This is a genomic window from Mycobacterium sp. AMU20-3851 (assembly GCF_043974665.1).
Lineage (GTDB): Bacteria > Actinomycetota > Actinomycetes > Mycobacteriales > Mycobacteriaceae > Mycobacterium.
Genome location: NZ_CP146371.1, coordinates 2,725,409 through 2,746,880, shown reverse-complemented (window position 1 = coordinate 2,746,880; position 21,472 = coordinate 2,725,409). Strand labels below are relative to the sequence as shown.

23 protein-coding genes are annotated in these 21,472 nt (G+C 66.9%); 10 read left to right on the top strand and 13 right to left on the bottom strand.

Going from position 1 to position 21,472, the window contains the following annotated elements; all coding sequences use genetic code 11:
* The first annotated feature begins 57 nt into the window (after positions 1-57).
* Genes V4U86_RS13200 through V4U86_RS13170 form a run of 7 tightly spaced genes read left to right on the top strand, consistent with a single transcriptional unit; the run spans position 58 to position 5,901 of the window.
* Positions 58-1,017, top strand: a complete 960-nt coding sequence (locus tag V4U86_RS13200) for an ABC transporter substrate-binding protein (RefSeq protein WP_395311645.1) — start codon at positions 58-60, stop codon at positions 1,015-1,017.
* The gene (locus tag V4U86_RS13195) at positions 996-1,874 is read left to right on the top strand and encodes an ABC transporter permease (RefSeq protein WP_395311644.1); all 879 of its coding nucleotides are present in this window, start codon (positions 996-998) and stop codon (positions 1,872-1,874) included. Before V4U86_RS13200 ends, V4U86_RS13195 begins: the two co-directional genes overlap by 22 nt.
* Positions 1,871-2,608 carry an ABC transporter ATP-binding protein gene (locus V4U86_RS13190; RefSeq protein ID WP_395311643.1) on the top strand — a complete coding sequence of 246 codons (738 nt, stop codon included), beginning with the start codon at positions 1,871-1,873 and terminating at the stop codon, positions 2,606-2,608. Before V4U86_RS13195 ends, V4U86_RS13190 begins: the two co-directional genes overlap by 4 nt.
* Entirely contained in the window at positions 2,592-4,193 is a 1,602-nt protein-coding gene (locus V4U86_RS13185; RefSeq protein WP_395311642.1) for an FAD-dependent oxidoreductase, read from the top strand. The genes V4U86_RS13190 and V4U86_RS13185 overlap by 17 nt, the downstream gene beginning before the upstream one ends.
* On the top strand, positions 4,190-4,597 hold the full coding sequence (locus tag V4U86_RS13180; protein WP_395311641.1) for a 4Fe-4S dicluster domain-containing protein: 408 nt from the start codon (positions 4,190-4,192) through the stop codon (positions 4,595-4,597). The genes V4U86_RS13185 and V4U86_RS13180 overlap by 4 nt, the downstream gene beginning before the upstream one ends.
* 31 nt (positions 4,598-4,628) lie before the next feature.
* Positions 4,629-5,027: a type II toxin-antitoxin system VapC family toxin gene (locus V4U86_RS13175; RefSeq protein ID WP_395311640.1), complete on the top strand. Its 399-nt coding sequence runs from the start codon at positions 4,629-4,631 to the stop codon at positions 5,025-5,027.
* Positions 5,028-5,067: 40 nt separating this feature from the next.
* The gene (locus tag V4U86_RS13170) at positions 5,068-5,901 is read left to right on the top strand and encodes a lysophospholipid acyltransferase family protein (RefSeq protein ID WP_395311639.1); all 834 of its coding nucleotides are present in this window, start codon (positions 5,068-5,070) and stop codon (positions 5,899-5,901) included.
* A 17-nt stretch (positions 5,902-5,918) separates the two neighbouring features.
* Here the strand turns inward: V4U86_RS13170 and V4U86_RS13165 are convergent, their stop codons facing one another.
* A complete protein-coding gene (locus V4U86_RS13165) occupies positions 5,919-6,383 on the bottom strand; it encodes an SRPBCC family protein (RefSeq protein WP_395311638.1) in 465 nt (154 codons plus the stop codon).
* Positions 6,384-6,563: 180 nt separating this feature from the next.
* On the opposite strand from V4U86_RS13165, the gene V4U86_RS13160 reads away from it, so the two are divergent.
* The gene (locus tag V4U86_RS13160) at positions 6,564-6,863 is read left to right on the top strand and encodes a thiamine-binding protein (protein WP_395311637.1); all 300 of its coding nucleotides are present in this window, start codon (positions 6,564-6,566) and stop codon (positions 6,861-6,863) included.
* 4 nt (positions 6,864-6,867) lie between these two features.
* Here the strand turns inward: V4U86_RS13160 and V4U86_RS13155 are convergent, their stop codons facing one another.
* From V4U86_RS13155 to V4U86_RS13140, 4 genes are all read right to left on the bottom strand, one after another.
* Positions 6,868-8,229 (bottom strand): alpha/beta hydrolase-fold protein, encoded by a 1,362-nt coding sequence (locus V4U86_RS13155; protein ID WP_395311636.1) that lies wholly within the window; start codon positions 8,227-8,229, stop codon positions 6,868-6,870.
* Between the two features lie 74 nt (positions 8,230-8,303).
* Positions 8,304-9,188: a universal stress protein gene (locus tag V4U86_RS13150; protein ID WP_395311635.1), complete on the bottom strand. Its 885-nt coding sequence runs from the start codon at positions 9,186-9,188 to the stop codon at positions 8,304-8,306.
* Positions 9,185-11,017: an amino acid permease gene (locus V4U86_RS13145; protein ID WP_395311634.1), complete on the bottom strand. Its 1,833-nt coding sequence runs from the start codon at positions 11,015-11,017 to the stop codon at positions 9,185-9,187. The genes V4U86_RS13150 and V4U86_RS13145 overlap by 4 nt, the downstream gene beginning before the upstream one ends.
* Positions 11,018-11,420: 403 nt before the next feature.
* On the bottom strand, positions 11,421-12,653 hold the full coding sequence (locus V4U86_RS13140; protein ID WP_395311633.1) for an oxygenase MpaB family protein: 1,233 nt from the start codon (positions 12,651-12,653) through the stop codon (positions 11,421-11,423).
* Between the two features lie 96 nt (positions 12,654-12,749).
* Here V4U86_RS13140 and V4U86_RS13135 point away from each other — a divergent pair, with 96 nt between their 5' ends.
* Positions 12,750-13,631, top strand: a complete 882-nt coding sequence (locus V4U86_RS13135) for a sialate O-acetylesterase (protein ID WP_395311632.1) — start codon at positions 12,750-12,752, stop codon at positions 13,629-13,631.
* A 1-nt stretch (position 13,632) separates the two neighbouring features.
* Here V4U86_RS13135 and V4U86_RS13130 read toward each other — a convergent pair whose 3' ends face one another.
* Both V4U86_RS13130 and V4U86_RS13125 read right to left on the bottom strand, forming a co-directional pair.
* Positions 13,633-13,926: a hypothetical protein gene (locus V4U86_RS13130; RefSeq protein ID WP_395311631.1), complete on the bottom strand. Its 294-nt coding sequence runs from the start codon at positions 13,924-13,926 to the stop codon at positions 13,633-13,635.
* Positions 13,927-13,949: 23 nt separating this feature from the next.
* Positions 13,950-14,792 carry an alpha/beta fold hydrolase gene (locus tag V4U86_RS13125; protein ID WP_395311630.1) on the bottom strand — a complete coding sequence of 281 codons (843 nt, stop codon included), beginning with the start codon at positions 14,790-14,792 and terminating at the stop codon, positions 13,950-13,952.
* 154 nt (positions 14,793-14,946) lie between these two features.
* Here V4U86_RS13125 and V4U86_RS13120 point away from each other — a divergent pair, with 154 nt between their 5' ends.
* Entirely contained in the window at positions 14,947-15,417 is a 471-nt protein-coding gene (locus tag V4U86_RS13120; protein ID WP_395311629.1) for a hypothetical protein, read from the top strand.
* 79 nt (positions 15,418-15,496) lie between these two features.
* Here the strand turns inward: V4U86_RS13120 and katG are convergent, their stop codons facing one another.
* The 6 genes from katG to V4U86_RS13090 all read right to left on the bottom strand — a co-directional run bounded on the left by katG (position 15,497) and on the right by V4U86_RS13090 (position 21,448).
* On the bottom strand, positions 15,497-17,737 hold the full coding sequence (katG, locus tag V4U86_RS13115) for a catalase/peroxidase HPI (RefSeq protein ID WP_395311628.1): 2,241 nt from the start codon (positions 17,735-17,737) through the stop codon (positions 15,497-15,499).
* Positions 17,738-17,779: 42 nt separating this feature from the next.
* Positions 17,780-18,211: a Fur family transcriptional regulator gene (locus V4U86_RS13110; protein ID WP_395311627.1), complete on the bottom strand. Its 432-nt coding sequence runs from the start codon at positions 18,209-18,211 to the stop codon at positions 17,780-17,782.
* Positions 18,212-18,427: 216 nt separating this feature from the next.
* Entirely contained in the window at positions 18,428-19,012 is a 585-nt protein-coding gene (locus V4U86_RS13105; protein WP_395311626.1) for a hemerythrin domain-containing protein, read from the bottom strand.
* Between the two features lie 27 nt (positions 19,013-19,039).
* The gene (locus tag V4U86_RS13100) at positions 19,040-19,933 is read right to left on the bottom strand and encodes a manganese catalase family protein (RefSeq protein WP_395311625.1); all 894 of its coding nucleotides are present in this window, start codon (positions 19,931-19,933) and stop codon (positions 19,040-19,042) included.
* Positions 19,934-20,156: 223 nt separating this feature from the next.
* A complete protein-coding gene (locus V4U86_RS13095; protein ID WP_395311624.1) occupies positions 20,157-20,585 on the bottom strand; it encodes a type II toxin-antitoxin system Rv0910 family toxin in 429 nt (142 codons plus the stop codon).
* Between the two features lie 113 nt (positions 20,586-20,698).
* The gene (locus V4U86_RS13090) at positions 20,699-21,448 is read right to left on the bottom strand and encodes a TetR/AcrR family transcriptional regulator (protein ID WP_395311623.1); all 750 of its coding nucleotides are present in this window, start codon (positions 21,446-21,448) and stop codon (positions 20,699-20,701) included.
* Positions 21,449-21,472: the final 24 nt, after the last annotated feature.

The following is a 21,472-nucleotide window of genomic DNA, read 5'->3' as shown; positions in this document are numbered from 1 at the left end:
ACCGCCTCTAATGGGATGCATCCGTGCTCATCGGTAAACCCTCCCGGAGGCCGACTCATGTTCCGCCACTTCGTGCGCACCGTTCTCGCGCTTGTCGTCCTGAGTTCTGCCGTCGCGTGCAGCAGCGGCGACGACGGTTCCGGCGGCATCACGCTGCGCATCGGCGCCACGTCTCCCACCGGTACCCCTGCCGGTTCCCTGGGTTGGGGCGACAAGGAGGGCATCCTCGCCGAGCAGCTCAAGGCGGCCGGTGTCGACAAGATCGAATACTCGTTCTTCCAGTCCGGCAGCGACGTCGTGTCGGCGTTGTTCGCCGGCGCCGTCGATGTCGCGGCCGTCGGCGACAACCCCGCCCTTCGGGCCCGCAGCAGAGATCCGAAAGTGGTTCTGCTTGCTCTTGATTCGATCAACAGTGACGTGTGGCTGGTGGGCGCCAAGGGCGGCCCGACCGACATCCAGGGGCTCGTCGGCAAGGTGGTGACCGCACCGCACGGTACGGTCCGCGACCGGTCCACCAGGCAGCTCATCAGCGCTGCCGGACTCGACGGCAAGATCGAGGTCCGCGACGTGCCGACGCCGGAGTCGATCGCGGGCCTGAGTTCGGGTGAGATCGCCGCCACCGCGGTCAGCGGGGCCAGCGCGATCGAACTGCAACACAAGGGCTTCCCGATCATCGACAGCCTGTCCCGGCACGACCTGGGGTACACCGGAACCACCATCTCGCTGGCTACGTTCACCGATTTGCACCCCGGGTTCGCCGATGCCTGGCGCAACGCCGTCACCGCGGTCAACCGCGACATCCAGGACAACTTCGACGAGTACGCGGCCTGGGTCGCCCAGACCGACGGCACAGAGGTCGAATTCGTCAAGGAGGCGATCCATCCCGACGAGTTCAACACCGAGCCCTTCCCGAAGCAGGGCGTCGACCAGCTTGCGGCCGCCTACGAATTCCTGCAGGACGACGGCTCCTTGGAGAACCGGTATGACGTACGTGAGTGGGCCGGAGCGAAGTCGTGACCGCGGTCGCCCCGCCCCGACGTCCCGCTCCGCAACTCGTCGACGTCGTCGCCGGTAACCGCCGCCGGCGCGGCGTATGGGCGCGTATCCCGCGCCCGGTGCGCCGGATGACCAGCCCGGTGTTGATCCTGGCCGCGTGGACCATCGGATCGACCAGTGGGCTGCTGAATCCGGATCTGTTCCCGCCACCGTCGGATGTGCTCGTCACCGGCTGGCATCTTCTGACCGAAGGCCAACTCGCGCTTCATATCGGCACCTCGACCACCCGCGTGCTGGTCGGCACCGTACTCGGGATCACGGTGGGCGTGCTGCTGGCGGTGCTCGCGGGGCTGACCCGCACCGGCGAGGACCTGCTCGACTGGAGCATGCAGATCCTCAAGGCGGTACCGAACTTCGCGCTCACCCCGCTGCTCATCATCTGGATGGGTATCGGCGAGGGGCCGAAGATCGTGCTCATCACCCTCGGTGTCGCGATTGCGATCTACATCAACACCTATTCCGGGATCCGCGGTGTCGATCAGCAACTGGTCGAGATGGCCACCACTTTGGAAGCCCGCCGCCCCACGATGATCGCCCAGGTGATATTGCCCGGCGCGATGCCGAACTTCCTCGTCGGTCTTCGACTCGGTCTCTCCAGTGCGTGGCTGAGTCTGATCTTCGCGGAGATGATCAACACCACCGAGGGCATCGGCTTCTTGATGTCGCGTGCTCAGACCAATCTGCAGTTCGAGGTCTCCCTGCTGGTGATCGTGATCTATGCGGTGCTCGGAATCGCCTCCTACGCGGTGGTCCGACTGCTGGAGCGCAGCCTGCTGTCCTGGCGTAACGGTTTCACCGGATTCGAAGGCACGGCATGAGCTCGCCGGTGGTCGCCGTGCGCGGACTGCATCGCGGGTTCGGGTCCCAGCAGGTCCTCGACGGCCTCGATCTCGACATCGCCGACGGGGAATTCGTCGCGATGCTGGGCCACTCCGGTTCGGGCAAGAGCACGCTGCTGCGCATTCTCGCCGGTCTCGACAGTCAGGCCGACGGGTCGGTGATCGTGCCGCGCTCACGTGCCGTCGTGTTCCAGAATCCGCGCCTCCTGCCCTGGCGTCGGGCGTTGGCCAATGTGACCTTCGCCCTGCCCGACCCCGGCCCGGACGCCCCGAGCAATCCCGCTCGTGGGCAGGCCGTACTGGACGAGGTCGGGCTGTCGGACAAGGGACGGTCATGGCCATTGTCGCTCTCCGGTGGTGAGGCCCAACGTGTTTCACTGGCGAGAGCGCTTGTCCGGGAACCCGATCTGCTGTTGCTCGACGAACCCTTCGGGGCGCTCGACGCGTTGACCCGACTCAAGATGTACCGCCTGCTGCACGATCTGTGGGCGCGGCGGCACATGGCTGTCCTGCACGTCACCCACGATGTCGACGAGGCGATCTTGCTCGCCGACCGCGTAGTGGTCCTTTCCGGAGGCAGGGTATCGCTGGACCGCCGCGTCGACCTACCGTTCCCGCGCACCCGCGGTGACGACGGTTTCGACGACCTGCGCCGCGTGCTGCTTGCCGAGTTGGGTGTGCAGGAAGAGGTCGGACATGACCACGGTCGATGACATCGACACCCACCACACCGATGTCCTGGTGATCGGCGGTGGCCCGGCCGCCACCTGGGCCGCGATTGCCGCCGCCGAGACCGGCAGCCGAGTCACGCTGGTGGACAAGGGCTATTGCGGGACCAGTGGAGCAACCGCGGCCGGCGGCAACAATCTGTGGCTGGTCCCACCCGGCCCACGACGCGACGAATCCATCCGGGAGCGCGAGGCGTCCGCCGGTGGGCTCACCGACGCCGATTGGATGGCGCGGGTGCTGTCCGCGTCCTGGGACCGGATCGACCAACTCGCCGAGTGGGGATACCCGTTCCCGGTCGATGACGACGGCCGGCAACTCCGCGTCAGCCTGCAGGGGCCGGAATACATGCGCCGGATGCGGCGCAAGGCCCACCGCAGCGGCGTACGGATCCTCGACCATCACCCGGCCATCGCGCTGACCACCCACGGTGACGGAGTCATCAACGGCGCCACCGGAATCGCACGTCAGGACGGTGGGCGGCGGTGGCGGATCAGCGCCGGCGCGGTGGTGCTGGCCACCGGCGGCACCGCGTTCCTGTCCGGCTCGTTCGGCACCAATGTCGACACCGGCGACGGATTACTGATGGCCGCCGAGTTGGGGGCCGAGTTGTCCGGCATGGAGTTCTGCACCGCCTACGCGCTGGCCCCGGAGTGGGGCACCCACACCAAAGGGCGCATGCTGCAGTGGGCCAGTTTCTACGACGAGCACGGCCACCCCTTCCCCACCGAGCGTGGTCTGGCCGGCCGCAAGGATGCGCAACACGCACTGGCACGGGGACAGCGGGTCTTCGCGAGGTTGGACCGGGCGCCGGAGCACATCCGGCAGACTATGCGTGACGCCCAACCGAACTACTTTCTGCCGCTCGACAAGGCCGGCATCGATCCGTTCGTCACCGCCTACCCGCTGCGCATGGTCTACGAGGGCTCCGTGCGTGGCACCGGCGGTCTGCGACTCACCGGATCCGATTGTGCCACCACCGTTCCCGGGCTCTTCGCCGCCGGCGACGCGGCAACCAGGGAGCTGATCACCGGTTCGATCAGCGGCGGCGGCAGCCACAACGGGTCATGGGCGATCGCATCAGGATCGTTCGCCGGACGTGGCGCCGCGGAGTACAGCCGTCGTCGCCATCCCGGCACATCCGCAGAGATCATCGATCGCCCGGGCCTGCGGCCGGGTCCCGGCGATGCACCGACCGTCGACGAGGTCGTGCGCACGGCGCAGGAGCACATCCTGCCGCCGATGCGCAGTCACCTGAAATCGCACGCCAGACTGACCGAGTCCGCAGGGGCCCTGGAGAAGCTGTGGGAGGACATATCTTTCGGGCTCGCCCCACTACCGGCGCGGGACGCATACAAGGCCCGCCAGGCGGTGGCCCTGGTCGCCGCAGCCAGATGGATCACCGCGGCCTCACTCGCGCGCACCGAGACCCGCGGACTTCACCGCCGCGAAGACCTGCCCGATGTCGACCACCGACTCAGCCACCGTCTCCTGGTCGGTGGACTCGACGAGGTATGGACGACCTCGGACCCGGTGCTGCCACAATTGATCTCGTCGGCGGCAGTGGCGTGATCGAGATCGTCAGCACCGCCGCGTGCATAGGCTGCGACGTCTGCATCAAAGTGTGCCCCACCGATGTGTTCGACCGTGGCGAGGACGGCATCCCGGTGGTCGCTCGACAGTCGGACTGCCAGACCTGCTTTCTCTGCGAGGCCTACTGTCCGGTCGATGCGCTGTACGTCTCCCCTGTCTCGGCACCGGTCGGAGCGGACAGTCCGCACGCAGATGAGGACGCCGTCACCGCCCACGGGCTGCTCGGCGGGTATCGCGCGATGGTCGGCTGGGGTCGGGGACGCACCGCCGGAGCACTGCGGGACCGCAACCCCCTGCTCAAAGCCGTCCCGGCGCTGCCCGAATCACGGCTTTCCACGCCGGCGACGCTCGCCGACTCACCCTGGAATCATGCCGCGAATTGACTTCGTTGCCGCAGTCCCACCAAGGTGAAGGATGACCACCTTCGTCATCGATGCGCCGCTGGCCATCGACCTGGCCGCCCGTGCCGTGCCCATCCCAGCTGCGCACAGCCTGGTGGCGCCAACGCTGTTGCGCTCGCAAGCACTGAATCTCGTTTACCAGGCGGTTCGCCGCGGCGAGACCGACGAGTCAACGGGCCGAACGATTCTCGACGGTATTCGTGGCCTGCGCATCCGACTGCTCGGCGACCGTGTGCTGCAGGCGCATGCCTGGCGAATCGCCGCCGAACTGGACTGGCCGGACACCCACCAGGCCGAGTACATCGCGCTGACGCGACTGCAGGCGGATGCACTGGCCACCGCGGACGAGCAGCTCGCCGCCGCGGCGCGCAGGTTCGTCGAAACCGCCACCCCGGCCGACATCCTGCCGTAGACCTGACGATTGAAGCTGCGCGGGAGGGGGCATCCCGCTGATGCTGGATCACAGCTTCGGCTGCAGAGGGGGCGCCGTGGACAACACCGACAGCGAGATCACCAAATGGGACCCGGCCGTGGCGCAGCGCATCAGCAGTCTGGTCGGACCCGTCGTGTCGCGCTACTTCCGCTCGGATGTCCGGGACATCGCGAATGTGCCGGCCACCGGCGGAGCGCTGGTGGTCGCCAATCATTCCGGCGGGGTACTCACCCCCGACGTGCTGATCTTCGCCCCCGCCTTCTACGACGCCTTCGGCTATGACCGGCCGCTGCACATCCTGGCGCACTACGGCGTGCTGATGGGCCCGTGGGGTTCGGTCCTGAGGCAAGCCGGCGCCATCGAGGCCTCACCGGAGAACGCCGAGGCCGCGCTGAGGTCCGACGCGGTGGTCTTGGTATTTCCCGGCGGGGATTACGACGCGTTCCGACCGTCGCAGTCCGCCAACGTCATCGACTTCGAAGGCCGCACCGGGTACGTCCGCACCGCGATACAGACCCGCGTGCCGATTGTGCCGATGGTGTCCATCGGCGGCCAGGAGACCCAGTGGTTCCTGGCGCGCGGCGACCAGATGGCCCGGCGTCTCGGATTGCACCGGATTCGGTTCAAGGCCCTCCCGCTGACCATCGGCCTGCCGTTCGGGCTCACCACGGTGCTGCCGGCCAACATCCCATTGCCCTCCAAGATCGTCATGCGCGTGCTGCCGCCGATCGATGTGACCGACCAGTTCGGCGACGACCCCGACATCGACGAGGTCGACGCGCACGTTCGGGCGGTGATGCAGACCGCTCTGGACCAGCTTGCCCGCCAACGCCGGTTCCCGATCCTGGGTTGATGCCTCGCGGCCGTGGCTCAGGACGACGTTTCGGCCGCGAGCCGGGCCAGGGTGTCTGCGAGTTGATCTTCGGTGACGAGCGGGAACTTCACCTTCTCCAGCAGCTTTTTGTCGGTGACCTTGGACCAGTCGTAGGTGTGGCGCACCAACGTCTCGCCGGGTCCCTGCGCTTCCAGCTCCCACACCCACTCCCAGCCGGGAGGCTCGGTCCCGGCAGGTGCGGTCTTCCACGCCAACAACTTGTCCTTCACGTAGCCGGACACGTGATTGTCGGTCTTGTATTCACCGCCCATGTGATCGCCCTGCATGTTCATCGTGAACACGTCGCCGACCTTCTGTATCCGGTCGGCGTGGTCGACACTGCGGATGAACCCCGACCCATCGAGCGTCGGGTGCCGGTTCGGGTTGGACAGGATGTCGAAGACCGCATCGACGGGCGCTGCGATGGTTCGTTCGACAGTAACCTTGGTGTCTTGGGTCATAAGTTCTCACTGCCCGTACTTGCCCGATCGGAAACGTTCACCGAGAGGATCCTCATGGTCGCCATTCCCGAAGGTTACGAATCGCTGCTGAAACGCCCGCTGTACGGGCACGCCGCCGACAAGTCCGACCGGGTGATCCGAGTCGTCCGCCCGACGGCCTTGCGCAAGCAGTAGCCGATCATGCTCGTGGCATTCAGCGTCAGCCCTTCCGGCGGCGACGAGGACGGCAGCGTCGGCGCCGCGGTCGCCGAGGCCGTCAGGGTGGTACGCGCGTCGGGCCTGCCCAACGAGACCAACGCCATGTTCACCAATATCGAAGGCGACTGGGATGAGGTGATGGCGGTGGTGAAGCAGGCCGTGGACGCCATCGCCGCCGCCTCCCCCAGGGTCAGCCTGGTTCTGAAGGCCGATATCCGTCCCGGACATGTCGGTCAGCTGACCGCCAAGGTGCAACGTATCGAGGACGCCCTGCGCGACTGAGCGGCTAAAGGCTTCCCGCCGCACCGCCACCGCCGGCCGGGCGCAGCCGGGCGAGGATCCCGTCGAGGTCGCGGCGGAACATCTCGGGGCGGAAGACGTGCCCGCCGGGCACCTCGTGGGCTTCGTGCGGAACCCCCGCAGCCCGCAACCGGTCACGGAACTCTCGCTGTCCCGCCAGCACCTGGGTCTCGTTGACACTGTCGAACCAGTTGAGCGGATCCGGGCTGGTGCCGGCCACCAGGAAGATCCGCTTGTTCTGGTAACTGGGTATCCGCTCGATCGGGTTGTCGGCGCTGACCCTGGCCTGATCCCAGTTCGGCGCACCGTAAACCGTGCCCCCGGCCAGATCCAGGACTGCCGAGGTGATGTTCGCCCAGTGCACCACCAGCCCGAAGTCCCGGCGCAAGCTCGCCGGACCGGAATGCGAACTGACCGAGGCGAAATGGCCGTAATACTTGGCGGCGTATTTCAACGCACCGAAACCACCCATGGAGAACCCTGCGACCGCGCGACCGTCGTACTCGTGGTAGGTCCGGAAGTTCGCCTCGATCCACGGCAGCAGCTGGGCGATGTGGAAGGTCTCCCAGTTCCGTGCGCCGACGAACGAAGCGACCGGATTCGAGTACCAACCCGCGTGCCCGCCGTCGGGCATCACCACGATGATCGGTTTCCCCGCGGTCAATCCGCGGATGCCGAGGAAGTCGAACTGGCGGAAATCCTCGTTGCCGCCGTGCAACAGGTACAGCACGGGATAGGTCCGCCCGCTGGTCCGGTAGTCCTCGGGCAGCAGCACATTGATGCCCGGATTCCAGCCGATCGCAGCGGTCTGGAACCGGTAGTACCACAGGCGGGGATCGTTCTCGTTGCGGTCCACGATCCGCAGCCCGAAGCCGTCACTGCGCCCGACGAAGATGACCAGTACCCGCCCGACGTTGATGGCGGAGGGGTCGGCGATACCGTTGACGGTGGCGATCAGTGGATAGAACGAGGCGTCGCCGTAGTATCGGGATGCCAATGCCGCCAAGGTATCTCCGCCAGCGACCCGATATCTGACGATGTCCGGGACGATGAGCCGTTGGCCCACACCCAGGCTGCTGGATTCGGGTATCCCACTGGCCCCCGCGATCAGCCAGCCCAGCTGAGCGTCACCGAAGAACCGCATCGCCAACGCCGCCAGCGTGTCCCCCGCGACCGCCGGGTAGCGGGTGTAGTCGGGGAAGACCAGCCGCTGGCCCACGCTGACCGCGTTGGGGTCGGGTACGCCGGAGGCGGTGGCGATCAATCGATAGAGTTCCTGGACGCCGTAGAAGCGCAGAGCCAGCGCCGACAACGTCTCCCCCGCCGCCACCGTATGAGTTCTGACCATGTCATGCCCCCTGGGCTGCATCCGCTGAGTTCAATTGTGCTCGTGGATAGGCCGGAAATGCGCGGCTTGTCCGGCTACGAAGCGTTCGCCTCCCGACTGCGCGGCACGATCATCGTCGGCACCGGGGCGTGGCGCAGGATGCGGGCTGCCGCCGAGCCGAGGAATACCTGCGCAGCGGGCCCCGCCGCACCCGAACCCAGCACCATGATGTCGCCCGGCCCCCACTCGATACCGTCGACCGCATCCCGCCATGTCGGTCCGGCCCCGACCACCATCTCGGCGCCACCCGATCGGATCTTGTGCAGCTGGGCCGCGATTTCGGCCTTGTTCCGCTCCGCCCACTGTCTGATCACGAGATCTTCGGCGGCAGGTTCGATGGCGCCGCTGAACATCGTCACCGGACGTACGGTGAACGACGCGATGCGTAGGCGCGTCCCCCACCGCCGCGCCAGTTCCGCGCTCGTCGCGATCAACCCCACCGCGTCGGCCTGGCCGCCGTAGGCCACCGTGAGTCGCTGAATCTGCCCGGCCTGTGCCGGGTACCCGCGGGGAGCGATGGCGACCGGCAGCGCGGCGGTGTGCACCAGCCGGTCGGTGACGCTGCCCAGCGCGATCCGGCCGAGCAGCCCCGCCGACGACGAGCCCACCACCACGATGTCCGCGTGCACCTCGGCGGCGAGCTCGGTCAACCCTTCCGGGATGGACCGGGCCTGGTGCACGATCCGCCACACATCCAGCCCGCCGAGGTACTGGCCGGTCAGCCGATTGAGCACGGTATCGGCCTGGGCGCTCAGGAAATGCAGGTACTCGTTCTCGACCGGGTCCGGCTTGGCCGGCCAGGGTCGTTCGACGATCGCCGCGGCCACGATCCGGGCGCCGGTGCAGCGGGCCAGTTGCGCCGCCAGATGAAGCGGCGCCGGACCCTGGCCGCTCGCACTGAACCCGGCCAGGATGGTCATTCCCGAACCTGGTTCACCGCAACGGACTCGGCGACCACATGGGTGACCGGCACCGTGAATTGGGTGCGGGCCCGGTCGACCACATCGAAGCGGTGCCACATCGAGAACTCCGGCGGGAACGTCGCGATCACGATCTGGTCGGGCCCGAATCTGGTGACCGCGTTCTCCAGCGCACGCAGCGGCCGGTAGTCACCCAGTTCGCCCTGCGCGTCCAGGTGTTCGCCGTGCAGCGTGGCCAGCACGGTGTCGAGCCGCTCCTGCGCAGCCTGCTCGGTGGCCTCGGTGACGTCATACGGGCCGTGGGTGGCGGCCGCCCCGGTGTCGACCGCACTCGCCGGCACCACGACCAGGAACCTGGATTCCCGATCCGCCCCCATCCGGCGGAGTTCGTCAAGCAGTTCGGTGGAGTCCACGGTTCGGTTGGCCAGCACCAGAACCCGGCGGGCGCTGCCGGCGGGGAACCCGGCCTCCGCGGCCTCGTCGCGCGGCCGTCGCTTCACAAACCACTTGTTGACCACGAAGAGCCCGATCACCACCGCCCACGACAACAGACTCAGCACCAACTGAGACCGCAACTCGCGGTCGATGAACATCTGCACCAGGATCGCCACGATGCCCAGGGCGGTCAGCACGGACAGCACCGGGAACAGCCACATCTTCACCCGCAGTTGCGAATCCGGGGTGCGGTAGCGCAACACGATCTGTGAGATCGCGATCAGCAGGTAGACGAACAGGATGATCGCGCCGCTGGAGTTGAGCAGGAACGCGAAGATGGTGTCGGGCGAGACGGCCGCGGCGATGACGCACAGGAACCCGACCACCGAGGACGCCAGGATGGCGTTGGCCGGGACACCCCGGCGGGTGACCTTGACCAGCGACGGCGGCGCCTCCCGGCGGGCGGCGAGTACGAACAACATCCGCGACGCGGTGTACATGCCCGAGTTCAGGCAGCTCAGCACGGCGGTCAGCACCACCGCGTTCATCACATGGTCGGCGTACGGGATGCCCATCTCGCTGAATGCCGCGACGAACGGTGAGGCGGCGACGCTCTCGTCGTTCCACGGGACGATGGTCACCAACACCAGCACCGCCCCCACGTAGAACACCAGGATGCGCAGAATCACCGAGTTGGCGGCCTTGGCCACGGCCCGTTCCGGATCCTTGGATTCCGCGGCGGCGATGGTGGCGATCTCGGCGCCCACCATGGAGAAGATGACCGTCACGATGCCCACGGTGATGACCCCGAAACCCATCGGCATGAAGCCGCCGTGACTGGTCAGGTTGGAGAAGTCGGCGGACTTGTCGGGCCACAGCCCGAAGATGTACGCCGCCCCCGCCGCGATGAAGGCGACGATGGCCGCGACCTTGATGCCCGCGAACCAGAATTCGAACTCGCCGTAGGAGGACACCGAGAACAGATTGGTCGCGGTCATCAGAACCATGAACACCAACGCGGACAGCCACAATGGGACGTCCATCCAGTACTGGATGATCTTGGCGCCGGCAATCGCCTCGAAGCCGACCACGATGACCCAGAAGTACCAGTACAGCCAGCCGACGGAGAACCCCGCCCAGTCACCCAGGGCGTTGCGGGAGTAGTCGGCGAACGAACCGGTGGACGGGTTGGCGACCGCCATCTCGGCCAGCATCCGCATCACCATGATGATCAGCACGCCGGCCATCCCGTAGGTGAGGAATGCCCCCGGGCCGGTGTCGCCGATGACGACGCCGGAGCCCACGAACAGGCCCGCGCCGATGACGCCTCCGATGGCGATCATGGTCAGCTGACGCTGACTCAACGCCTTCTTCAAAGTGGGTGCCGCGCTCATGGAAGCCTCCGCTCACGGTGGAATAACACCGTCGGGTACCCACATCAGCGCTGCGCCACTCCAATCGAGCCGTTTGCGGCAACCACACTCTCCGAGCCGGTCGTCCATGATGGAGGCGCCGCGTCGTTGGCTGCCACCCCGATCAGCCAAGACCTGATCGACGGCATCGTGGCGCGCGAACCGCGGATCGCCGGCCCTCACCGACGGGTTCAACCTGAAGAACCGTCTGTTCAGCTGGGTCCCGGATCAACGAGAACGTGCGGGCGGTCGCCACTGCGTGAGCAGCGCCATCGAGCACGGTGCGTACCGGGTTTCCGAAACCGCTCGCTGAGCCCACGGATCCGCCGTCAAATACACTGCGGCTCAAATCATCACATGGATCGTGGTGCAGCCACGCGCAACGCTATGCCACTCGGCTGACGTGCGCCGCGGATTCGCCGATGGCTGCGTGACTGTCGCCGATCATGGTGCGCAGCAAGGCTTGTTGCTCACGCTGACCGCGCCGCGCCGCGCGGTCCATGCCTCCGGGCACCGCCATGTCCACGGCACTGCGCACCACATTGATCGGCAGTCGCAGCAAGGGGTACCAGGGCGGCACGAACGCCGGTAGCCCCAGCATCCGCATCGCCCGCGGGCCCAGGAAAGCGCTCGTCACCGAAAGATGTTGCGCCCGTGCCATCCGGCGGCGCAACGCCCGCAGGCTGTCGTAGTGCCAGGACAGCGGATCGTCGGCCATCGGGCCGGCAAGTTGACGCGTCGTATCGTCGGGCGCCGACAGGGCGGTCAGCGTGTGATACAGCACCCGGATGCCGTCCCGGAAGTTGTGCGGCAACCACTCGTCCTCGACCCCGATGAGCCAGCCGACGTAGCGCGTCAGGTGTGCGACGGCATCCAGGTCCTCCGGGGAACTGAGGATCCCCATGCCCAGGCTGGCGGCCGGCGGGGCGATGAGCGCGCCGATCAGTGTGGCTGCCATGTCGGTCTGGTTGACCGGGACGCCCCATTCATCGGCGCGCCAATCCGGCATGGCACCCACATGCCTGCGGACGAAGGCGTGGATCAGGCGGACCCGGATCGTGGACTGATACCCGCCGCCGAGGGGTTCCAGCCCACCTTCGGCGATGACATCCATGGCCCACTGCATCGTCTCGGCGAAGCGCTTGTTCGAGCCCTTCTCCAGCGCACCCGTGCGCAGCAAGGTCTTGTTGAAACCGGAGAACTGGTAGCCGCCGAGCAGCGACACGTCGCGTGCGACGTACATCCCGTCGGCACCGCCGCGACGCATCACCAACTGCCCGCGCCGAATGATCTCCGGGTCCACCCAGGACGGTGTCGCCTCGATCCGAGCGAAGAAGTCCCGCAGCGGGTCCGGAGCCTCGGGCACATTGGCAATACCTTCGGCGAGCGCGCGGTCGAACAACGGTCGCGTCTGCGGCAGACCGGTGGCCACCATCCAATCCAACAACCGATCCATCGACTCGTCGCCTACGGTGAGGCGCTCCCCCAGCCGGCCCCACTCCCGCTCGGACGGCTTGCGGATACCCAGGCCGAGGGCCAGCAGCTTGATCATGCCGGGCACCGGACGCGGGCCGACGGGATGCCGACCGGGGACACCCGTGGAGACGACCATGGTCATCGACGCTCCTCTTCGAGCCTTCTGACAACGTATGTAGTCAGCAGGGTACGCGCCGCCGAATCGGTGTCAACGAACCGGGTCGGTACTGTGCTCGCCATGCGCACGCCCCGCAACCACGACGGCGACGCCCCGCTGTGGCGGCGGGCGGGATCGGAGCTCAAGAGTTCCGTCCGTCGCCGACTGGCGGCCAAGGGGGTCCCGGTGTCACCGCCGGACCGGCCCTATCTGATGGTGCCGATCCTGGGCCAGTCGAACGCTTTCGGTATGGGACTGCCACTGGACCGCGGCGGGGCCGACAAGCCGCACCCGATGGTGCACCAGTTCGCCAACAGCGGACCCTCCAAGAACACGGTGGTGCTCGGCGCCGACCCGCTCCTTCATGAAACACCCTCGTGGCGGGTCGGTTTCGGTGTCACGTTCGGTAAAGCCCTCACCGAGGCAAGCGACCGCGCGGTCCTGCTGGTGCCGTGTGCCCGCGGCGACACCTGCTTTCACCCGAAGAACGGATACACCTGGGACATCGCCGACACCCGGACCCGGCGCAACCTCTACCGGGAGGCGGTGCGCTCGATCGATGCCGCGCTGGCGTGCCACCCGGGCAGCACCGTGGCCGCGGTCCTGTGGCATCAGGGCGAATCCGACGTACCGCTGATGTCCGGCGTGGACTACCAGCGCAAACTGGACGCGCTGTTCGCCGATCTGCGTGCCCGCTACGGCGCCCGGACACCGATCATCCTGGGCGGCATGGTCCCCGAGGAGATGGAACTCAGCGGTAAGGACTACACCGCCGTCAACGCCGTGCATGAGGACACGCCGCGCCGCCTGCCGCGCACGGCCTTCGTCCCCGGCAATCGCGACGCGTACAACAGTGTGGTCGACCGGCATTACAACGCGGACGGCATCCGCGCGCTGGGCCGCGACATGTGGCTGGCCTACCGGGACATCGCCGCCGACGACCTGCGCGCATACCGCACCTGAGTCAGCCCGGCTCCGCCAGATGCGCCTGCCACCGGGTGCGGCGTTGCTCATCGGTCTGCTCCCACCACGGTGGCTGACCCCGCTCGCCCAGGGCCACCTTCGCGGCCTGCACGCCGGCACGGGCGGACCGCTCCTGCGGTGTTCCCTTGGCCCGCCGCACTTCTCGCCGCCACGCCATCAAATTGGCCACCAGCTCGGCTCGACGCTCCTCCGGTATCGCCGGATCGGTGGCCCGCCACCGGCGGCCGTCGATGACGAGATAGTGCCCATCCTCGGTGACCACCGGTTCGCCCATCAGCTCATGGTAGGCCGACCTCCTCAGAACAGCTCCGGTGTCACCGGCGGGACATCGTCGAGAAACGCATTCACCATGGGCACCAACACATCCTGCTGTCCCGACAGCCCGATATGCGACATCGCGGGCAGCACCACCAGGCGCGCTTCCGGCGCCCGTTGCAGCGCCCCGGTGGTCGCCGCCTCATCATCGCCTCCGCCCCGCAACCGGAACATTCTCACGGCGTGATCCAGATTCACCGAGTCCGCGTCACCCACGATGACCATCGTCTTGGCGGTGATGGCACGCATCTGGTCCTCGCTGATCTCCTGGTCCTCGATGTTGAGCACCTTCATCTTCTCGACATACGCCTCGAAGGCCGCCGGGTCCGGAGAGTGTGCTGTGAACGCCATCTGGACGGCGGTGCCGGCGAAGTCCGCGGCCCGCAGCTGCCCGATGGCCGCGCCGACCGACGGATGCCACCCCGCACGTTGGAACGTCGCCGACATCGCGACCAGCTTCCCGACCATCGCGGGGTGGCGGATGGCCAGTTGCAGCGCGACGCCGCCGCCCTGCGAGTAGCCCATGACGTCCGCGCGCTGTACCCCTGCCGCCCGCAGCAGCTCTGCGGCGTCATCGGCGAACTGTTCGTAGGACATCTGCCTCGCGGTGTCCGGAGTACGGCCGTGGCCCTGCTGGTCGAACACGACCACCGGGCGTTCCCGGGCAAAGGCCTGCACCCAGGCCGACATCGAATCGACCGCCATGAACGCGCCCGGGATCAGCAGCAGCGGCGGTACCGACCCGGCCAGGTCACCGTAAACCTCGTGGTACAGCTCCAATCCGTTGATCTTCCGGTGGCCCGCATGCACGCGCTTGGTCTCCATGCCAGGACAGACCGTGCAGGTGGCGAGAACTCATCGCCACCCCGTGCCGAACGAGGGTGCTTAAGGCTCGGGGTTTGCGGGTAACACACCGGAGTCGATCCTGCAGCGCAGTCTCGGTACTGCACGGCAGCCGTACTAGAGAATCGAGCCTCGCATGACCGTCGTTCACACCGTCCGTCGTCTGCCCATCGCGGCCGCCATCGCCGGCGTTGTCCTGGCCGGCGGTTTGACCGCCTGCAGTTCCGACAACGACAGCGGCACCTCGACCGAGACGTCGACGACCGAATCGACGATGACCACCATGATGACCGAACCGGAGACCACGACGATGGCCCCGACATCGCCGATGGCGCCCGCGCCCGCCCCGGGTGCCGGTGCCGGAGAAGGCGGCGCAACGGCGACCGCGCCCGGTGCCGGCGCCGGGGCCGGACCGGGTGGCGCCACCGCGAGCGTGCCGGGCGCAGGTGCCGGAGCCGGACCGGGTGGTGCCACCGCAGGCGTCCCGGGTGCCGGTGCCGGAGCCGGACCGGGTGGCGCCACCGCAGGCGTCCCGGGCGCAGGTGCCGGAGCCGGACCCGACGGAGCCGGCGCCTGCGTCGGGGACCTCTGCGTCGGCACGCCGTAGTCCGACACCCGTCCAGGGATACGAAGTGGCGGTGTTCGCTGAGCGAACACCGCCACTTGGTTTGTCTTTCGGCCGAGGGTCAGTCCAGGTCGAACCGATCGTTGTTCATCACCTTCACCCAGGCGCTGACGAAGTCCTCGACGAACTTGGCCTTGTTGTCGTCCTGTGCGTAGACCTCGGCGACCGCACGCAGCACCGAATTGGAACCGAAGACCAGATCATTGGCCGTGGCCGTCCACTTCACGTCGCCGGTACCCCGCACGTACCCGGTGTAGACGTTCTCGGCGGTCTCGGATCCCTTCCATTCGGTGCCCATATCGAGCAGATTCACGAAGAAGTCGTTCGTCAGAGCTCCCGGCCGGTCGGTGAATACCCCATGCTTGGTGCCGCCGTGATTGGCACCGATCACGCGTAGACCGCCCACCAACGCCGTCATTTCCGGGGCGGTGAGGTTGAGGAAGTACGCCTTGTCCACCAGGAGCTGCTCCAGTGCGGCCTTCTCCCCCGGTCGCGCGTAGTTGCGGAAGCCGTCCGCCTGGGTCTCCAGCACCGCGAAGGATTCCACGTCGGTGTCCTCCTGACTGGCGTCGGTCCGTCCCGGCACGAAGTGCACCTGGACGTCGAAGCCGCCGTCCTTGGCGGCCTTCTCCACCGCCGCCGACCCCGCCAGCACGATCAGATCGGCCAGCGAGATCTTCTTGCCGCCCGTGGCGGAACCGTTGAAGTCCTGCTGGATCTTTTCCAGCACCGGCAGCACCTTGTCCAGTTCGGAGGGCTCGTTGACCTCCCAGCTGCGCTGCGGCTCCAGGCGCAACCGCGCACCGTTGGCGCCGCCGCGCTTGTCGGTGCCGCGGAAGCTCGCCGCCGCTCCCCAGGCGGTTTTCACCAGCTGCGGAATCGACAGTCCGGATTCGAGCACCTTGCTCTTGAGGGTCGCGATGTCGGCCTCGTCGACGAGTGGGTGGTCGACCGCCGGGACCGGGTCCTGCCACAGTTGCGGCTCGGCGACCCACGGCCCGAGGTAGCGGCTGATCGGCCCCAGATCGCGGTGCATCAGCTTGTACCAGGCCTTGCGGAACGCCTCGTCCATCTCCTCGGGATGATCGAGCCAGCGGCGGGTGATCTCGCCGTAGATCGGATCCTCGCGCAGGGCGACGTCGGTGACCAGCATGGTGGGCTTGCGCGGAGGGCCGCCGAACGGGTCGGGCGTGGTGGCCTCGGCGTTCTTGGCCTCGAACTGCCAGGCGCCGCCCGGGCTCTTGGTCAACTCCCACTCGTTGCCGTAGAGGTTCTCCAGGAAGGCATTGCTCCACTCGCTGTTGGTGCCGGTCCAGATCACCTCCAGACCGCTGGTGACGGTGTCGTTGCCGTTACCGGTGCCGAACGGGCACTTCCAACCCAGGCCCTGCTGCTCGATCGGCGCAGCCTCCGGCTCCGGGCCGACGTTGACATCCGCGGCACCGTGGGTCTTGCCCAGGGTATGACCGCCGACGATCAACGCGGCGGTCTCCTCGTCGTCCATCGCCATCCGGCCGAAGGTCTCGCGGATGTCGTGCGCCGCGGCCAGCGGGTCCGGCTTTCCTTCCGGCCCTTCCGGATTGACGTAGATGAGGCCCATCGTCGTGGCGCCGAACGGCTCGGCCAGCTTGCGGTCGCTGTCGTTGGTCCCGCCGTAGCGCTTGTCGGTGCCCAGCCAGGTGTCCTCCTGGCCGTACAGGATCTCCTCGGGCTCCCAGATGTCCTCGCGGCCGAACCCGAAGCCCGCGGTCTGGAACCCGGACTGTTCGAGCGCGGCGTTGCCGGCGTACGCGAGCAGGTCGGCCCAGGAGATCTTGTTGCCGTACTTCTGCTTGATCGGCCAGAGCAACCGGCGTGCCTTGTCCAGGTTGGCGTTGTCCGGCCAGCTGTTGAGCGGGGCGAACCGCTGCGCCCCCTCGCCGGTACCTCCGCGGCCGTCGAAGATCCGGTACGTCCCGGCGGCGTGCCAGCTCATCCGGATGAACAGGCCGGCGTAATTGCCGTAGTCGGCGGGCCACCAGTCCTGGGAAGTCCGGATCAGGTCGATCAGATCCGCCTTGAACGCTTCGAGGTCGAGCTTGGCGAATTCGGCGGCATAGTCGAAGTCCTGACCGAGCGGGTTGCCCTTGGGGTTCTGCTTGTGCAGCACGGACACGTCGACCTGTTCGGGCCACCAGTCCTTGTTGGTCAGGGGTGCATGCGCCTTGGGTGTCGGCGAGTCGATCGCCGGATTTTCCGATTCGCTCTTGCTGTGTGTCTTGGTATCGGAATGCGGAGGCCGGGCATCGGAGGTGTCAGACATCTTCTCGCCTTTCATCGGTCGCGTGCGGGCTGCACAACGTTTTCAGGAGGTTCGCGCTTTCACACAGGCGGGGCACAGGCCCCAGTAGATGACCTCGGCTTCGTCGATGTCGAAGCCCAGGTCGTCGGAGGCTGTCAGGCAGGGCGCGTTGCCGACGCTGCAGTCGACGTCGGCAATGGTCCCGCACGATCGGCACACCACGTGGTGGTGGTTGTCCCCGACCCGGGATTCATAGCGGGCGGTCGCCCCCGCGGGTTGAATGCGGCGCGCCAAACCGACTGCGGTCAGAGCATTCAGGACGTCGTACACGGTTTGACGGGAGATGTCGGGCAGCTGGCGTCGAGCTGCAGTGAAGATGACATCTGTGTCGGCGTGCGGATTCTTTTCGACAGCATCCATGACGATGAGCCGCGGCCGGGTGACGCGCAGTCCGGCCGCCCGTAATGCCGTCGCACTCCCCGGGGCGTGAACCATCTTCTCGAGTGTGGCCTCTCTTCTGGAAGGTATCAAGTTTTTCGCGAAATTCGTTGCGGGTCACAATGATGCAGGCCGGGCAAACGGCGCGGTAGAACGCAGGAGGCGGGCGGCGAGCCAGCCTGGGCTGACTCGCCGCCCGCGGGGACAGCAGAATTATTGTCGGGTAACGATATTCGTCACGGTCCAAAAGTGCCGCGTCCGACGGCCGACGTCTCAGTGCACCTGCGGATCCGGTGGGTTGTCCGCCGCGCGCCCGCTCGCGGCGTCTCGAATGTGATCGACCGTCGCTGCGACCATGCCGACGGTCTTGAGCGCGGCGGGACTCGGCGGCGTATCCGGATGCGGCCGGGTCGGCGCAATCTTCTTGGCCCGCTCCAGCTTCTCCCCGAGTGTCGCCAACTCCTCCCGCGAGACCGCGGCCTCGAACTGGGGCCAGACCACCTCCTGCTCGAACGTGATGTGGTCACGGCCGAGTTGGACGAACTGCTGCAGAGCCTCATGATAATCGGGCTCGCCGGGCTCGCCGTCCTCCAGACGCTGCAGCAATTGTTTTCCGTGTTGCTCCTGCTCGACCGCTTTGTCGGCGAGAGCGTCCCCGTTCTCCAGCGCACTGCGCACCGCCGGCCAGAAGTACTGTTCCTCGATGGCTTCGTGCTGGGATTCGGCGATGACCAGGTTTGTCACCATGGTCCGCAGCCCGCTGCTGACCGCCCCGCCGCCGGCCGGTGCGCCGTCGAGCATCTCGAGCATTCCCAGGACGCTTTTGTGGTCCTCACGCAGGAATGTCAATGCATCCATGTCTCACTCCTTTCCGCAAACGGCAGATCAGCTGGTCGCGGTGTGGTGCTCGTGGGTGAACGGCTTATCGGCGTCGATTCCGGGCTGTCCCTCCGGGTTCTTCTCGGCGCCGGCATTGTTGCGCAGCGAAGTACCCAGCCACTGCTGTTCGGGCTTCTCGACGTACTCCCACTCGATACCCTCGGGCCACGGGCCCTGTCCCTCGTTCCACGGGCCGCGCACCGAACCCTCTCCGCTGCTCATGTTGAATGCGACATTCTGGAACCGCGGATCTCCCGGCAGCTGTCCGGGCGGGAAGTTGACCGGCAGTTCGTTCAGCGCGGCGGTGAACTGCTGGTAGTGCGCCACCTCGCGGGTCATCAGAAACGTCAAAGTGTCCTGCACAGCCGGATCGTCGGTGAACTGCTTGAGGTACTCGTAGACGACCTTGGCTCTCGACTCGGCGGCCAGGTTGTTGCGCAGATCGACGCTGGGGTCGCCGTTGGCGTCGATGAACGCACCGGTCCAGTTGTTGCCGGCCGAATCCTTGACGTCCGGGCCGCCGCCGCTGAGCACCAGGAACATCGGGTTGACCGCGACCTGGTGGATCGCCTGTTCCTTGCCGTTCTTCGAGGCGACGGCGGGCATCCAGTCGCAGCGCTGGTGTGCGATCTTGAGATCGTCGTTGAGACCGTCGAGGAGCATGGTGATCGTGCTGCCGACGATCTCGAGGTGGCTGAGTTCCTCGGTGGCGATATCCATGAACAGGTCGTACATCTTCGGGTTCTTCTGCCTGAGCACGAACGCCTGGGTGAAGTACTGCAACGCCGCGGTGAGTTCGCCGTTGGCGCCACCGAACTGCTCCATGAGCAACGAAGCGAAACGCGGGTCCGGCTCGCTGACCCGGACTTCGAACTGTAGATCTTTGTTGTGAGTGAACACGACGCCTCCCGGCACAGTCGATCAAGAGCGCCATCTCGTCCCCGAGACTGCTCGAATCAGTGGATTCCGGCGACCCAGTGGGCTGTAGACCGCGGCACCCGCCGTGTACCCCACACCCACCTCGCCAAACACCGGAAAGCGGTCGCTACCTCAACGCTCGTCGAAAAACATTGCTAAGCAACGAATTGCGGCGGTAACACCGATACGAGCAAAGACCACGAAATCAGCGCAGCGCGCCGAGGTTCTGCACAGACGTGCGCACATCGGAGGTGATCATCTTGGCGACCAATGCCCCGACCGGGCCACTGAGCAGCCCACCGGACAATTCGGCCACCAGATCGAAGGTCGACCCGGGTCGATCATCGGCCACCGTCATACTCAGCGCGATGCGCACGCCTCCCCGCCCGCTGCCCTGCAGCCTGATCCGAGTGGGTTCGTCGTATTCGGTGACCTGCCAATGGATGGTGTTGCGAAATCCCTTGACCTTGATGAGAGAGGACACCCGGGTGCCCTCGGCGATGACCGCGGGCGGCGGGCTGCGCCAGCCCGCGAAGATGGTCAGCCATTCGTCGAATCGCTGCAGATCCGATGCCAACTTCCACGCCTGACCGGGCGTCAGATCCGACGAGACCGAAACATCAACCTTGGCCATATCCCCCGCGCTTCCTCTCCTGATCGAGCGTTGTTCCGGCGTCTAATACCCCGATCAGCCGGTCCGGTCACGTGATGTGGCCCATTCGGCGATCAGATTCCTCCGACACCAGGTCAGCGCGCCGGGTCCAGCCCGTCCAGCAGCAACCCGGTGGTGTACCCCAGCGCCGCCCGCGGATCGGCCGCGGCGTCGGCGGCCACCGCGGCCGCCGTGCCCACCCGGGACGCGAGCGGAAACTCACGGCCCCGCATGGCCTCGGCAAGGGCCGGGGACACCTGCTGCCACCACTCATTGTCATCACGACTGCTGACCGCGCGGGCCCGTTCGAGCCCGACCTGGTTGCGCGCCAAGGCGGCTGCGAGCCCGAGCAGCCCGGACAACGCATGGTCCATCTGCACATCGGTGAGACCGATACCGTCGAAGGCGGCGAGCTCGGCCTCGTATTTGCCGGTCGCGCCCGGTCCCGGCACCGTTCGGTCGGCCGGAATGTCCAGCGTCCACGGTTCGCTCACCGCGGCGTCGTAGTTGCGTTGGGCGACGAACAGCGCCGCCGAGCGCCAATCCGGCTGTGTCGCAGGCAGGTTGCCGTCGGCATACAGACCACCGGCATGGGCGTCGACCATCAGCGCGAGCAGCTCGGCCTTACCGGGCACGTGCGAATAGAGGCTCATGGGGGCCACCTTCAGCTCCGCCGCGACCCGGCGCATGGCGACCGCTCCCGCCCCCTCGGCCCGGGCGACCGCCCTACCGGCGTCGACGATCGCGCTGAGCGACAGTCCGGAGCGTCCCGCGGGCCGGTCCTGAGCCCACAGCAGACGCAACAGCCGAACCGGGTCGCTCACCCCGTCCTTCGCACTGGACACCGCCACCTCCTTCCGTACACTGTA